General features: G+C 70.2%; 12 protein-coding genes. 2 read left to right on the top strand and 10 right to left on the bottom strand.

Annotation, left to right across the window (positions count from 1 at the left end):
• Positions 1-107: 107 nt before the first annotated feature.
• From ACFVDO_RS11975 to folE, 7 genes are all read right to left on the bottom strand, one after another.
• Positions 108-386, bottom strand: coding sequence for a metal-sensitive transcriptional regulator (locus tag ACFVDO_RS11975; protein ID WP_378855661.1), 279 nt, complete (start codon positions 384-386; stop codon positions 108-110).
• Positions 383-2,056 carry an FAD-dependent oxidoreductase gene (locus tag ACFVDO_RS11970; protein ID WP_378855659.1) on the bottom strand — a complete coding sequence of 558 codons (1,674 nt, stop codon included), beginning with the start codon at positions 2,054-2,056 and terminating at the stop codon, positions 383-385. The genes ACFVDO_RS11975 and ACFVDO_RS11970 overlap by 4 nt, the downstream gene beginning before the upstream one ends.
• A 515-nt stretch (positions 2,057-2,571) precedes the next feature.
• Complete coding sequence (gene thrC, locus ACFVDO_RS11965; RefSeq protein ID WP_378855657.1) at positions 2,572-3,975, bottom strand: threonine synthase; 1,404 nt, start codon at positions 3,973-3,975, stop codon at positions 2,572-2,574.
• A gap of 124 nt (positions 3,976-4,099) precedes the next feature.
• Positions 4,100-4,840 carry a pyrimidine reductase family protein gene (locus ACFVDO_RS11960; protein ID WP_378855655.1) on the bottom strand — a complete coding sequence of 247 codons (741 nt, stop codon included), beginning with the start codon at positions 4,838-4,840 and terminating at the stop codon, positions 4,100-4,102.
• Positions 4,841-4,878: 38 nt separating this feature from the next.
• On the bottom strand, positions 4,879-5,703 hold the full coding sequence (gene folP / locus ACFVDO_RS11955) for a dihydropteroate synthase (protein ID WP_378855790.1): 825 nt from the start codon (positions 5,701-5,703) through the stop codon (positions 4,879-4,881).
• Between the two features lie 86 nt (positions 5,704-5,789).
• Positions 5,790-6,911: an NAD(P)/FAD-dependent oxidoreductase gene (locus ACFVDO_RS11950; protein WP_378855653.1), complete on the bottom strand. Its 1,122-nt coding sequence runs from the start codon at positions 6,909-6,911 to the stop codon at positions 5,790-5,792.
• On the bottom strand, positions 6,911-7,561 hold the full coding sequence (gene folE / locus ACFVDO_RS11945; RefSeq protein WP_378855651.1) for a GTP cyclohydrolase I FolE: 651 nt from the start codon (positions 7,559-7,561) through the stop codon (positions 6,911-6,913). The genes ACFVDO_RS11950 and folE overlap by 1 nt, the downstream gene beginning before the upstream one ends.
• Positions 7,562-7,714: 153 nt before the next feature.
• On the opposite strand from folE, the gene ACFVDO_RS11940 reads away from it, so the two are divergent.
• Positions 7,715-9,829, top strand: coding sequence for an MMPL family transporter (locus tag ACFVDO_RS11940; protein ID WP_378855649.1), 2,115 nt, complete (start codon positions 7,715-7,717; stop codon positions 9,827-9,829).
• 31 nt (positions 9,830-9,860) lie between these two features.
• Here ACFVDO_RS11940 and ACFVDO_RS11935 read toward each other — a convergent pair whose 3' ends face one another.
• From ACFVDO_RS11935 to ACFVDO_RS11925, 3 genes are read right to left on the bottom strand one after another with little or no spacing between them, the layout of a single operon-like run.
• Entirely contained in the window at positions 9,861-11,456 is a 1,596-nt protein-coding gene (locus ACFVDO_RS11935; RefSeq protein ID WP_378855647.1) for an Ig-like domain-containing protein, read from the bottom strand.
• Entirely contained in the window at positions 11,446-12,231 is a 786-nt protein-coding gene (locus ACFVDO_RS11930; protein WP_378855645.1) for a TIGR03943 family putative permease subunit, read from the bottom strand. Before ACFVDO_RS11930 ends, ACFVDO_RS11935 begins: the two co-directional genes overlap by 11 nt.
• Positions 12,224-13,246, bottom strand: coding sequence for a permease (locus ACFVDO_RS11925; protein ID WP_378855643.1), 1,023 nt, complete (start codon positions 13,244-13,246; stop codon positions 12,224-12,226). Before ACFVDO_RS11925 ends, ACFVDO_RS11930 begins: the two co-directional genes overlap by 8 nt.
• 116 nt (positions 13,247-13,362) lie before the next feature.
• On the opposite strand from ACFVDO_RS11925, the gene ACFVDO_RS11920 reads away from it, so the two are divergent.
• Positions 13,363-13,821: a carboxymuconolactone decarboxylase family protein gene (locus ACFVDO_RS11920; RefSeq protein ID WP_378855641.1), complete on the top strand. Its 459-nt coding sequence runs from the start codon at positions 13,363-13,365 to the stop codon at positions 13,819-13,821.
• Positions 13,822-13,838: the final 17 nt, after the last annotated feature.

The following is a 13,838-nucleotide window of genomic DNA, read 5'->3' as shown; positions in this document are numbered from 1 at the left end:
TGGGAGCCGGGGTGGGAACCGGGGTGGGTTCGCACCCGGGTCCTGAGCGAGCGAAGCGAGCGCCGTACTGAGCGAGCGGAGCGAGACGAAGTGACGAAGGGCGCGCCTCACGCCAGAGTCAGGAAGAGCTTCTCCAGTTCGGCCAGGTCCGGGGCATCCTCGCCGGCGTCCGCGGCGTCCGTCACGCAGGTGCGCAGGGCGGTGCTGATGACGGCGAAGCCGGCGCGGTCGATCGCTTTGCCGACCGCGGCGAGCTGGATGACGACGTCGCGGCACTCGGCCCCGGATTCCATCGCGTCGATGACGCCCGTCAGCTGTCCTCGCGCCCGCTTGAGCCGGTTCAGGGCCGACTTCAGGTCGGCGTCGGTGGGGTCCATGGCGGTCATGCGAACTCCTTCGTCGTCATCTGCACGCCGGCGCGCCACGTGAGGTAGCCGCCGTCGAGGTTGCGCACGTGGCGGCCGCGCTGCGCGAGCAGCCGGGCCGCGGTGTGGCCGCGCTGGCCGACCTGGCAGTGCACGATCAGGTCGCCCTCCGGCAGGTCGGCGGTGCGCAGCTCGTCGACCGGGATGTGCACGCTGCCGGGGATCGAGCCGGCCTCGTTCTCGGACGCGGAGCGCACGTCGATCAGGGTCGCGCCGGATGCCAGCGCCTCGTACAGCTCGTGCCACTGGATCGAGTGAGTCAGCCCCGTGGCGTTGTTGTCGGCGATGTAGCCGAGCATGTTCACCGGGTCCTTCGCCGAGCCGTACTGCGGAGCGTAGGCGAGCTCGAGGCGGCTCAGCTGCGAGGCGGTCAGCCCCGCCTGCATGGCGGTGGCGATCACGTCGATGCGGCGGTCGGCACCACGGCGTCCGATCACCTGCGCACCGAGGATGAGGTCGGTGCACGGGTCAACGAGCAGCTTCATGGTCAGGCGCTCCGCACCCGGGTAGTACCCCGCGTGGTCGGTCGGGTGCGCGTGGATGACGCGGTGCGAGCGCCCTGCGTCGATCAGGCGGCGCTCGCTCCAGCCCACCATCGCGACGGCGAGGTCGAAGACGCCGATGATGGCGACGCCGGCTGCGGACTCGCTCTCGTCCGGCATCCGGTCGAAGAGTCCCTCCTCGGCGGCGATCACGTCGGCCGCGATGCGGCCGTGCCTGTTGGCGAGACCCGCCATAGTGACGAGCGTCGGCTCGCCGGAGACGGCGTCGAGTTTCTCGGCGGCGTCGCCGACGGCGAGGATCCGCGCGTCGGCGGTGCGCTGGTGCCCGTCCACGGGGATGCCGCCGGTGGCGCCCGGCGCGAGTCCGGCGGCCGCGAGCAGGGATGCCGCGGGGCGGACGCCCCTGGCGTCGATGACGAGATCGGCGGCGATCGTGCTGCCGTCGTCGAGATGAACACCGTCGGCGTCGATGCTCTGCACCGTGGTGCGGGTGCGAAGGTCGACGCCGTGCGCGCGCAGCTCGTCGACGACGACCGCGGCCATCTCGGGGTCGAGCGGGCTGAGCGGGTGCGCGCCGTGCTGCACCAGCGTCACGTCGAGTCCTCGGCGCACCAGGTTGTCGACCGCCTCGAGGCCGATGAATCCGCCACCGGCGACGACGGCCGAACCGGATGCTCCAGCGGGCAGCGCGTCGAGCACCGCCGTGATCCGATCGACGTCGTCGATCGTGCGCAGGGTCGCGACAGCGGGGCCACCGGCCGCCGCCTCGAAGGTGCTCGCCGGCGCAGCGCCGGTGGCGATGATCAGGTGGTCGTAGGCCTCGCTCGAGACCGCACCGGTGCGCACGTCGCGCACCTCGATCGTCTGAGCGTCGCGGTCGATCGATACGACCTCGGTCCCGGTGCGCACGTCCAGGTCGAAGCGCGCGCGAAGCGACTCCGGCGTCTGCAGCAGCAGGGACTGCCTGTCGGGGATGACGCCGCCGACGTAGTACGGCAGCCCGCAGTTGGCGAAGCTGACGTAGTCGCCCTGCTCGATGACGACGATCTCGGCGCTCTCGTCGAGTCGCCGCAGTCGCGTGGCCGCAGACATCCCGCCCGCGACTCCGCCCACGATGATCACCCGCATGTCAGGCCTTTCCGAAGAACTTCCCGAAGAAGCCGACCGGTGCCGGCTCATCGTCGTGTCCCGAGCACCACTGCGATGCCGGCACGGACTTCTTCACGTTGTCGACGTGCTGACCGCATCCGGCCCACGTCGTCTTTCCACACGTCTTGCACGTGACTGCTCGGCACATGTCCGCCGCCCTTCTCTACGATACCCCCGAGGGTATCAGGCATACCCCTGGGGGTATGCTGAACGTCCTTCGTCTCGTCGCTGACGCTCCTCGCTCAGGAGCCGGAACCAGACTCTGAGCGAGCGACGAAGGAGCCGGAACCGAACCCTGAGCGAGCGACGAAGGAGCCGGAACCGAACCCTGAGCGAGCCACGAAAGAGCCGGAACCGAACCCTGAGCGAGCCACGAAGGAGCCGGAACCGAACCCTGAGCGAGCGACGAAGACCCCGGACCCTGAGCGAGCCGCGAAAGAGCCGGAACCAGACCCTGAGCGAGCGACGAAGGAGCGAGACGAAGGGCGGGATACTCAGCGCAGCGCGTTGGCCTCGACGAAGGCGCGCAGCGCCTGCTCGTCATCGGGAAGCTCGGTGACGTGCTGCGGGGCGGCGAGCATCTCCCGCAGCTCCGGCGAGTAGTCCAGCTCCACGCCGATCGCCTCGGCGATGGTCTCGGCGAACTTCTGCGGCTTCGCGGTCTCGAGCACCAGCATCGGCACGCCGTCCTCGACGTGCTCGCGGGCGACCCTCACGCCGTCGGCGGTGTGCGGATCGATGATCTCGCCGGTCGCCTCGTGCACGGCCTTGATGGTCGCGAGCCTGTCCGCGTGCGTGGACGTGCCGCTGACGATGCCGAACTCGGCCTCGAAGCGCGGCTGCTCGGCGGAGAGGTCGAAGTAGCCCTGGCGGTCGAGATCGGCCCACAGCTCCCGCACGCGCTCGGCGTCCCGTCCGACGACGGCGTAGATGAACCGCTCAAGGTTGGACGCCTTGGAGATGTCCATCGACGGGCTCGAAGTGGCGAGGGTGTCGGCCGCTGAGCGCGGGCGGTAGACCCCGGTGCGGAAGAACTCGTCCAGCACGTTGTTCTCGTTGGCCGCGAGCACCAGGCGGCGCACCGGCAGCCCCATCCGCTTCGCCCAGAAACCGGAGAGGATGTTGCCGAAGTTGCCGGACGGCACCGTGAACGAGACCTCGGTCGGCCCCATGGCGTCGGTCGCGCGCAGCCAGGCCCAGAAGTAGTAGACGACCTGCGCGGTGATGCGCGCGAGGTTGATCGAATTGACCGCGCCCAGGCTCCAGGTGCGCTTGAACGGCACGTCGCCGGCGAGCGCCTTGACCAGGTTCTGGCAGTCGTCGAAGACGCCCTCGATCGCGATGTTGTGCACGTTCTCGTCGGCGAGCGAGTACATCTGCGCGCGCTGGAACGCGCTCATCCGGCCCTGCGGCGAGAGCATGAACACCGACACGCGCTCCTTGCCGCGCAGCGCGTGCTCGGCGGCGGAACCGGTGTCGCCCGAAGTCGCGCCGACGATGTTCAGCACGCCGTCGTTGCGCTCGAGCACGTACTCCATGACCTGGCCGAGGAACTGCATGGCCATGTCCTTGAACGCCAGCGTAGGGCCCTCGCTGAGGCCGACGAGAGTGAGGCCGCCGTCGATCGCGCGCAGCGGCACGACGTCGGTCGGGAAATCGGTATAGGCGGCCGCGGTCATGCGCGCCAGATCCTCGCGCGGGATGTCGGTGGCGAACAGACCGAGCACCTCGGTCGCGAGTTGCGGATATGAGAGCCGACGCCAGGAGGCCAGCGTGCCGGCATCCACATGCGGCAGTTCCTCAGGGACGGCGAGGCCGCCGTCGGTGGCGAGGCCCTCGAGCAGCGTCTCGGAGTACGGCAGCGGCGCCATGCCGCCGCGGGTGGAGATGAACTGCACGGGGACTCCTCGGGGTCGCGGAACCCCATTCTCTCAGGATCCCGGGCGCGGCGAGGCCGCGTGACATCCTTCGTCACTTCGTCTCGTCCCGGGTCCTGAGCGAGCGGAGCGAGACGAAGGGCGCTCAGGATCCGGAGGCGGTACGGACGTAGTGCAGGAACAGCTCGTCGGCGGAGCGGAGGACGGATGCCAGGCGCAGGCCGGTCGGCGCACCCGGGCGCCCCACCGTGATGCGGCCCGCATCGCCCACCTCGAGCGTCGGTGCGAGCGTGAGGTGCAGGGCGTCGACGGCACCGGCCGCGAGGAACGACGCGAACACCCGCGGACCGCCCTCGCCGTGCACGTGCCGGATGCCGCGGGCGGCCAGCTCTGCGCGCACCCGGAGCGGGTCGACATCGCCCTCTCCGCACTCGATCACGTCGGCGACATCCGCGAGTTCCCCGGGCTGCACCCCCGCGACCGTGCAGACGATCGGCCGCATCGGTGCATCCGTGAACATCGGTGACGCCGGGTCGAGCCGCAGGCTGCGCGAGACCAGCACGAATGTCGGATGCGGGGGCATCCCCCGTTCCTCGCGCCACGCGACCGAGGCGTCGTCGAGCCGCATCCCGCCATAGCCCTCATCCCGCGCGGTGCCCGCGCCGAGCAGCACGGCGTCCGCCGGCCGCCGGAGCAGGTCGAACAGCCGCCGGTCCGCGGCATCCCCCAGCCCGCCGGATCGACCGTCGCGGGTCGCCGCGCCGTCGATGCTCGCGATGAAGTTCATCCGCAGCCAGTCGCGATCCGCTGGCATCGTGGTCAGCGCGAGCAGCGCCTCGTCGTCGAGGTCTGCAGCCGCATCGGGCCAGAGCAGATCCACGTTCACGTCAGCCCCTCCAGCGTTTCGAATCGAAAGCGGTCATGTCAGACATTGTGGGTCGGATGCGTGTTGTGCTCCAGCCGCACGGGCTGACGCCAGCCCAGGATCGCCTCGGCCATCCGCACCGCGTCGACGGTCTCGGCGATGTCGTGCATCCGCACGATCCGCGCCCCGCCGAGGATGCACGCGACCATCGCCGCGAGCGAGCCAGCCTGCCGCTCGCCCTGCGGCCGGTCGATCGACTCGCCGATGAAGTCCTTGTTCGACACCGCCACCAGCAGCGGGTATCCGAGAGCCGCGAGCTCGGGCAGCCGACGGGTGATCTCCAGCGAGTGCAGCGTGTTCTTGTCGAGATCGTGGCCCGGGTCGATGATGATCCGGTCGCGCGGAACCCCGGCGTCGAGAGCCCGCGTCACCCGTTCGAGCAGGAAGTCGCGCACCTCGCCGACCACGTCGTCGAAGTGCGCGGCGGGTTTCTCGACCCTCGGCGGGCCCACGCTGTGCGTGATCACGATGTGCGCGTCACTTCCGGCGATGATCTCGGCCATGCGCGGTTCGCCCAACCCGCTGGTGTCGTTGATCACCGCGGCGCCGGCGTCGATCGCCGCCTCGGCGACGGCGGCGGAGTTCGTGTCGACGGAGATCACAACACCGGCATCCGATGCCGCGATCGCCTCGACGACCGGCACGACCCGGTCAATCTCGTCCGCGACCGGCACTGCCGGTCCGCGGCCGAACGGCACGCCCCCGACGTCGACCCAGTCGGCACCCAGCTCGGCAGCGCGCAGTGCACTGGCGACCGCATGATCGAGGGCGAAGTTCATGCCGTGGTCCGAGAACGAGTCCGGCGTGCGGTTCACGACCGCCATCACCGCGACCTGACGGTCGAAGTCGAAGGTGCGCCCGCCGATGCGGCGCACCCCGGCGGAGACCGTGGCCGTCCCTGCTTTCACGGTCAACGTGCAGTCCCCACGCTGTCGCGCACGGCCTCTGAGGCATCCCAGTCGTTCGCCTGCATCGCGGCGACCACCGTGCCGCCTGCGACCCAGTAGGCGCGGAAGGCGCCGCCGTTCGCCGCATCCGTATCGCCCTCGACGTCGACGCGGTCGTACCCCTCGGGGCCGACGCTGCCGAAGTACTCCATGCCGAGGTCGTACTGATCGGTGAAGAAGTACGGCAGGTGCGTGTACGGCTCGCCGGCGCCGAGCAGGTTGTGTGCGGCGACCTTGCCCTGCTCGATCGCGGTGTCCCAGTGCTCGACGCGGAGACGCCGGCCGAGCACCGGGTGGTCGTGGTTCGCGACGTCGCCGATCGCGAAGATGTCGGGATCGGAGGTGCACAGGGTCGCATCGACGAGGATGCCGTTGTCCACGGGAAGTCCGGCGGCCTCGGCCAGCGCGGTGTCCGGCGCGGCGCCGACCCCGACGACGAGCACGTCGGCGGCGGCCATCTCCTCCTCGGTCACGGAGGTGTTCAGGCGCAGGTCGACGCCGTGGGCACGGTGCAGGTCGGCGAACACCTGCGCGATCTCCGGCCCGAGCACCCGCACCAGGGGAAGCTCGGCCACCTCGTAGACGGTGACCTGGGCATCCGCGTTGCGGGCGGCCGCGGCGACCTCGAGTCCGATCCAGCCGGCGCCGACGATGACGACCTTCGCGCCGGCGACCAGGCGCTCCTTGAGACCGGCGCTGTCCTCCATTGTGCGCAGGTACACCGGTGAGGCGACGCGGTCGGCGAGGGCGAAGTGCCGGGGCTGCGCGCCGGTGGCGATCAGCAGCCTGTCGTAGCGCACGGTCTCGTCACCCGCGGTGACGGTGTGCGCGGCGGGATCGATCCCGGTCACACGGGTGCCGATGTGCAACTGCACATCGTGCGCTGCGTACCAGTCCGCGTCGTGCACGAGCGCGGCCTCGACGCCCTTCTTACCGAGCAGCACGTCCTTCGACAGCGGCGGTCGCTCGTAGGGCGGATGCTGCTCCGCGGCGAAGACCACCACCTCTCCGTCGTACCCCTTCTCACGCAGTTCGGTGACGGCGGTGCCGGCGGCGAGGCCGCCGCCGATGATCACGATGCTCATCATGCTCTCCTCTCGGTGACGAGCGCCAGGAACTCCGCACGCGAGCGGGCGTCGTCGCGCAGTACGCCGCGCAGTGCGGAGGTCTTGGTCGCCGCTCCCCCGGCGCGTGCGCCGCGCAGAGTCATGCAGCTGTGCGTGGCCTCGATCACCACGCCGACACCGCGCGGCTGCAGGCGCAGCGCCAGCGCGTCGGCGACCTGCACGGTCAGTCGCTCCTGGGTCTGCGGCCGGCGGGAGAAGTGGTCGACCATGCGCGGGATCTTCGACAGTCCGACGACCCGGTCCGCCGGCAGGTACGCGACGTGCGCGACGCCGCTGAACGGCAGCAGATGATGCTCGCAGACCGAGTGCACCGGGATGTCGCGGACGAGGACCAGCTCGTCGTAGCCATCGGTGTTCGCGAAGGTGGTGAAGTCGAACGGCTGCGGGCTGAGCAGCTCGGCATACGCCGCTGCGAAGCGCTTCGGCGTGCGGGCCAGATCGGGGTTGCCAGGGTCGTCGGGGTCGATGCCCAGCGCCCGCAGCAGCGCGAGCGCGGCGACCTCGGCGGCATCCGGATCGATCGCCCGTGGAACCGCGTGGATCCGCACCCTGTCCTCGGCCGAGACGGCCGCATCCTCATCTTCGGCGTACGCCAGCGACAACGTCATGACGGCCCTCCTCGGTTGCTCCTTCCATTGAAGACCCGCCGACGCTCTAAAGTCAATGCATCTGTTTTTTAGAATCTTGTCCACCTTTCGATCGAGAAGGATCTCCATCGGAATCCCGATTCGCTCGGGGCCGGACTCCGGTGTGCTGGACTGGTGCCGAGATTCCTCCGTTCCCTCCCCCATGTCCTCACCTCGCGCCGCGGCGCGTGGGTCTCCCTCATCGCCGGTGTCCTGGTGCTGATCGCGCTGATGGGCGCCTTCGGTCGAGTGACGCTCGATGCCCGCAGCGGCATCGCCCCGGCTGACTCCGAATCGGCTCAGGTCACCGCGCTCGAGCAGCGGTTCCCGGATGCCGATCAGCAGGCGCTTCTGGTGGTCGCAAGCCGCGACGACGGCGGAGACCTCACCCAGACCGATCTGCAGTCGCTCGCGGACCTCGCCGAACCGATCAAGGCGGAGACCAGCGAGGACGCGTTTGGCCCCATCCCGAGCGATGACGGTGAGGCCGCGGCACTGCAGGCCACCGTGTCCGCCAGTGACGACGATCAGGCGAAGGCCGCCGTGCGCGACGTGCGCGCGGTCGTCGCGGACCACCCGATCGACGGAGTGACCATGCAGGTCACCGGTGGCCCCGCATTCGGCGCAGACGTCGCCGCCGCCTTCGATGGCGCCGACTTCACGCTGCTGCTCGTGACCATCCTCATCGTCGCGCTGCTGCTGATCATCACGTACCGATCCCCGGTGCTCTGGCTCGTGCCGCTCGCCGTCGTCGCGTTCGCCGACCAACTGGCGAGCAAGGTCACCGCGGCGATCGGCAACGCGCTGGAGCTGCAGTTCGACACCGGCATCGTCAGCGTGCTGGTCTTCGGCGCCGGCACGAACTACGCCCTGCTCCTGGTCTCGCGCTACCGAGAGGAACTGCAGCGCGACGACGATCACCGGTCTGCGCTGGCCACCGCCTACCGAGCCACCGCGCCGGCCATCCTCGCCTCGAACGCGACGGTCGTGCTCTCACTCCTCACGCTCGTGCTCGCGGTGATCCCCGGCACCCGGGGGCTCGGGGTCGCCTCGGCCGTCGGCCTGCTGATCGCTCTCGCCGCCGTGCTGCTGGTGCTTCCGCCGGCGCTGGCGGTCTGCGGTCGTGGACTGTTCTGGCCGTTCGTTCCTCGGCCCGGTCGGGCCACGCGCGAGGGCCGCGCCTGGCGTGCGGTCGCCAGTGGCGTCGTGCGGAAGCCGTGGCTGCCGCTCATCGGCGGAGTGGCCCTGCTCGCGGTGATGGCTTCCGGACTGCTGGGCGCCTCGGTCGGACTCAGCCAGGTGGAGAAGTTCCGGGTGCCCTCGGAGTCCGCAGCCGGGCTCGAGGTGCTCGGTGAGCACTTCCCGCCAGGCCTGGCGCAGCCGATGATCGTGGTCGCCGATGCCGCGGCATCCGATGACGTGACCTCGGCGATCGAGGACGTCGACGGCGTCGAACGGGTGACGCCCGGCGGCGAGAGCAGCGATGGCGAGCTCGTGAAGCTCGTCGTCACCGGAGACGCCGCGCCCGGCACGGCCGAGAGCCGGGAGCTGATCGAGGAGGTCCGCACCGCCGCCCACGACGTGTCCGGCGCCGATGCACTGATCGGCGGGCAGGGCGCGGCCGAGCTGGACGCCCGCGCCGGGAACCTGCGCGACTTCCTGGTGATCGCGCCGCTGGTGCTGCTCGTCTCGCTCGTCGTCCTCGTGCTGCTGCTCCGGGCCCTGGTCGCCCCGATCGTGCTGCTGCTGGTGAACGCGGTGACGGCGGTCGCGGCGATCGGCGCCGGCGCCTGGCTCAGCCGTGTGCTGTTCGGCTGGGATGCCCTCGATCTGCAGGTGCCGCTGCTGGCATTCCTGTTCCTGGTCGCCCTCGGCGTCGACTACACGATCTTCCTCGTGCACCGCGCTCGCACCGAGGCCGCGACCTCGGGAACCAGAAAGGGGATGGTGAACGCCCTCGCCGCGACCGGCGGCGTGATCACCAGCGCCGGAGTCGTGCTCGCCGGAGTGTTCGCCGCGCTCGGGATGCTGCCGCTGGTCACGCTCGGGCAGATCGGTCTGATCGTGGGCATCGGCGTGCTCGTGGACACCCTCGTGGTCCGCACTCTCGTCGTCCCCGCGCTGTTCTCGGTCATCGGGGATCGGATGTGGTGGCCCGGTCGTGTGCACCGCGTGTCGTCCGCGCCGGAGGCCTCGGACGACGACGCCGTGCCGGATGCCGCGGACGAGTCGCCCGTCCCGGTGGCCTGACGCTGGGTTGCAGGCCTGGGCGCACCCGCGCTCAGGCCTGCGGCCCCACGTGGCACCAGGACAGGTCGAATCCCGAGAGGGTGGTGAGCGGCTTGCCCGCGCGCAGGTCGATCAGCTCGGTGTGCACCTTCTTCGGCAGGGGCAGGAGCAGCTCGTCGTAGGGGTTGTCGGTGAGGTCGGGCGTCACCGTCACCGCTGCGTACTGACCGCTCGGCGAGACGCACGTCTGCAGGACCGCGTCGTCGTCCCCTAGCTCGAGGATCGGCTTCGCGGCACCGTCCGGAGCGACCGTGATCACCTTCTGCCCGATCGGCATGCCGACCTCGTCGCGCTGCACGACCAGCTGCAGTGCGCCCCCGGGGTAGGGCACGACGTCTGCGGGCGGACCGTAGTCCGGGTCCGTGCTCGGCATCGGCTGCTCCGACCCGTCGGTGAGGTTCAGCTCGACGATCTCGCCGGTCGCGCGCTCGACGATGGCCGTGAACGTGCCCCGCGTGACCCCGAGGAGCTGCGCTGCTGTGCCCATCGGTTGCACCCCGGCATCGCCGGTGGGATCCTCCACCGACAGCGCGCCGTCGAAGTCGAGGAACACGAGCGACGAGGTGTCGGGGACGAACTGCCAGTCATCGATGCCGACCTCCTTGCCGGCGACCTGCACGATCCGCGGATCGCCCTTGCCCGACAGCGGCTGGGTGACCAGCAGGCTCGCGCGGCCGGAGGTCTCGGTGAGCTCGGCATCGGAATAGGTGTACCCGACCAGGTCGCCTCGTTCCGAGACCTGCAGGGTCGCGACGTACCCCTTCCCGGGGAGCTTCAGCTCGCGCTGCCCGGAGCCGTCGCGATTCATCACGAGGAGCCGAGACCGGTCGTCCTCCTCGACCGCGACGACCAGTCTCGTCGCCGTGGCACGGAAGTCGTCGATGCGCGGAGCGCTGAACACGGCGACGCCCTTCTCGCCGGTGAGGTCGGTACGGAAGATCGTGTCGTCCTTGTCGCTGCGCTGCAGCAGGAAGGCCTGGGAGTCGGGGGTCGTGAATGCCGTCGCGAGATCTGAGGACGGGCCGCCGCCGGCGCGCTGAGCACCGGCGACCCGCACGGAGTACCGGGTGGAGTCGTCGAGCGGCACCGTGAAGCGGATGCCGACGCTGCGACCGGCCGCGTCGATCGTGAACGGCACCGCCGGCTCGACGGTGACCTGCGACTCGTCGATCGCGGCGAGCGGCTGGTTCGCGGTCAGGATCACGCGGCTCCCGGAGGACTCGATCGCCTGCTTCGGGTCGACCTCCACAGCCGCGACTCGCGGTCCTTGCAGCAGGCTCGCGGCGGAGAGGCCTCCGCCGACGACCAGCAGGATGCCGAGCACCACGGCGAGCACGATCCCGAACCGGCGCGCCGCGGTTGTCGGCGCTTCCCCTGCTCCGGTCTCACCCCTTGCGGGTTGCGGCAGACCTGCACCCGCATCCGTTGAGACCGGAGCCGACGGACGGTCGGCAACCGAGGAAGCAGCCCCCGCTTCGCCCGCGGCAGCCCCGCGAACCGTCTCCTCGTGCACCGCGGCTTCGCGCATGGCGCGCAGCTGCGCGCGCGTGAGCGGCTGGTCCCCCGACCCGGATCCGTCAGTACTCATACGGGTCCTTCGGCTCGGCGACGCGCTTCACCGAAGTCGGCTCGATGCGCAGGGCGCCGCCGGCGCCCGCCTTCACCGTGCCGGTGACCTCGATCCAGTCTCCCGTCTTGTACGAGCCGCTCTTCGCGTCGACGGGCACGGATGCCGGGCGCGCGTCGATCACGCAGTGCGTGATCACCATGCGGGTCAGTCCGAGTGCACCCTTCTCGCCGTCCGAGGGAGTGACGAACCCCGTCAGGGTCACCGTCGCGCCATCGTAATTCTCCGGCCGGGTGGCGCTGGCGAACACGTTCGCCCAGTCGCCGACGCCGAAGGTCGTGGTGTCGGCGACGCCGAGGGCGACGTCGTCGGCACCGGCGAAGAGCACGGTGCTCTCGCCCGCGCGCTGCATGGCGATCTCGGCGGACAGCGATGCCGGCGGAAGGAACAGCGCCGTCAGCACGACGGCGGAGGCGAGGATGCCGGCGGTCCAGCCGCCGACCCGCGACAGGGCGCGGCGACCGGCGGATGCCGTTTCCGCCTCATGGCCGTGGTCGTGGTCGTGCCCGTGATCGCTCTCGGCCCCCAGCGGGAGGAAGCACGTCCACACCGCGCCGATGAGAAGGAGCACGGCCGCAGCTGCGGCGAACCACACCGTGTCGGGGCTGATGTAGAGCGTCAGCCGTCCGGTGACGGCGAGCCCCAGGGTGACGACGGCGATCACGGCGGCGAGGCCGACGCCGAGCCACCGCGAGCCGAGGGCGCGCAGTCGGGCAGACCGTTCGAGATCAGACAAGGACGTTCACCGCCATCCCGATCGTGAAGGCCGAGAGCAGCACGACGGCGACGATCACGCCGAGCACCCGCCAGCGGAAGGTCGTGCGCAGCAGCGCGAGCATCTTGACGTCGACCAGCGGCCCGACCAGCAGGAAGGCGACGATCGCGCCGGGCGAGAAGGTGGACGCGAACGAGAGCGCGAAGAACGCGTCCACGTTCGAGCAGATCGCCACGGTCATCGCAAGCGCCATCATCGCCACGATCGACAGCGCCGGGTTCGACCCGACCGCGATGAGAACCTCGCGCGGGACGAGCACCTGCACGGCGCCGGCGATCGCGGAGCCGATGACCAGCGCGGGCATGACGGCGCGCAGCTCGACGAGGAACTGCGCGAGACTGCGCCGCACCGGGCTGCCCGGCTCGTGGTCGATCAGCTCGCAGGTCGCGATGAAGCGTTCGGTCAGCAGGCCGTCCTGGTCGGGGTGCAGGCTGTAGATCCAGCCGATCAGGTTCGCGATGAGAAAGCCGCCGACCAGACGGGCGACGAGGATCCCGGCATCCCAGCCGAAGGCGGCGTGCGTGGTGAGGATGACGATCGGGTTCACGATCGGCGCCGCGATCAGGAAGGTCAGCGCCTCGGCCGGAGCCAGCCCGCGCATCATCAGGCCCCGCGCGAACGGCACGTTGCCGCACTCGCACACCGGCACCACCATGCCCAGCAGGGAGAGCACTCCGCGTCGGGCCCAGGCATTGCGCGGCAGCCAGCGCTGCAGCGCGTCGGACGGCAGCCACACCTGCACGACGATCGACAGCACCACGCCGATGAACACCCAGGGCAGCGCCTCGATCAGCACGCTGAGCGTGAGGGTCAGGCCGTCCTGCATCCTCGTGGGAAGCGCGTCGGCGAACAGCGCCGGCGCGAAGCGGTCGATCAGCAGCAGGATCACGAGAATCCCGGCACCCACGCCGACACCGATCCACGGGGAGCGGCGCAGGGTGTCGTGCTTGTGCGCGAGGGCGACGCTTCCGGGCATGAGAATCATTATCGCGGGTGCGAACTCCCGAAACCCTGAAGCCCCTGTCACACTTGGCCCCCGGCATCCGACACCCTCAGTGAGAGCCGTAACGAACGGCTCCGGAAGGAACGACGATGACCAGGATCGACATGTCCAGGACCAACAAGCTCGGCTACGCGGCCGTGCTCGGCATGGAGGCGTACTCGCGCAAGGCGGTCGAGCCGCGCCTGTACGAGCTGATCAAGCTGCGCGCCTCGCTGCTGAACGGATGCGGTTACTGCGTGGACATGCATGCGACCGACGGTGCGAATCGAGGCATCCCGCAGCGCACGCTGCACGCCGTCGGCGCGTGGCAGCACGCGCGCGGCTTCTTCTCCGAGGCGGAGCTGGCGGCGCTCGCGCTGACCGATGCGATCACCAAGCTCGGACCCGACACGGTCACCGACGAGATCTGGGATGCCGCAGCCGCACACTTCGACGAGGGCGAGCTGGGCGGGATCGTCATGGCCATCAGCACCATCAACGTCTGGAACCGCATCGCGATCGCGACCGAGATGGCGCCGCCGATCGACGACAAGCACCCGATCGTCTGAGGGCGCCACTACGTTGG

Source organism: Microbacterium sp. NPDC057741 (assembly GCF_042798735.1).
Taxonomy (GTDB): domain Bacteria; phylum Actinomycetota; class Actinomycetes; order Actinomycetales; family Microbacteriaceae; genus Microbacterium.
This window is presented reverse-complemented; position numbering and strand designations above follow the sequence as displayed.

What these genes read in the sequence shown, in the direction of transcription:
- ACFVDO_RS11975 (WP_378855661.1), bottom strand. Translation starts at nt 386, where the DNA reads ATGACCGCCATGGACCCCACCGACGCCGACCTGAAGTCGGCCCTGAAC.
- ACFVDO_RS11970 (WP_378855659.1), bottom strand. Translation starts at nt 2,056, where the DNA reads ATGCGGGTGATCATCGTGGGCGGAGTCGCGGGCGGGATGTCTGCGGCC.
- folP (WP_378855790.1), bottom strand. Translation starts at nt 5,703, where the DNA reads ATGGCGGTCGTGAACCGCACGCCGGACTCGTTCTCGGACCACGGCATG.
- ACFVDO_RS11950 (WP_378855653.1), bottom strand. Translation starts at nt 6,911, where the DNA reads ATGAGCATCGTGATCATCGGCGGCGGCCTCGCCGCCGGCACCGCCGTC.
- folE (WP_378855651.1), bottom strand. Translation starts at nt 7,561, where the DNA reads ATGACGTTGTCGCTGGCGTACGCCGAAGATGAGGATGCGGCCGTCTCG.
- ACFVDO_RS11935 (WP_378855647.1), bottom strand. Translation starts at nt 11,456, where the DNA reads ATGAGTACTGACGGATCCGGGTCGGGGGACCAGCCGCTCACGCGCGCG.
- ACFVDO_RS11925 (WP_378855643.1), bottom strand. Translation starts at nt 13,246, where the DNA reads ATGCCCGGAAGCGTCGCCCTCGCGCACAAGCACGACACCCTGCGCCGC.
- ACFVDO_RS11920 (WP_378855641.1), top strand. Translation starts at nt 13,363, where the DNA reads ATGACCAGGATCGACATGTCCAGGACCAACAAGCTCGGCTACGCGGCC.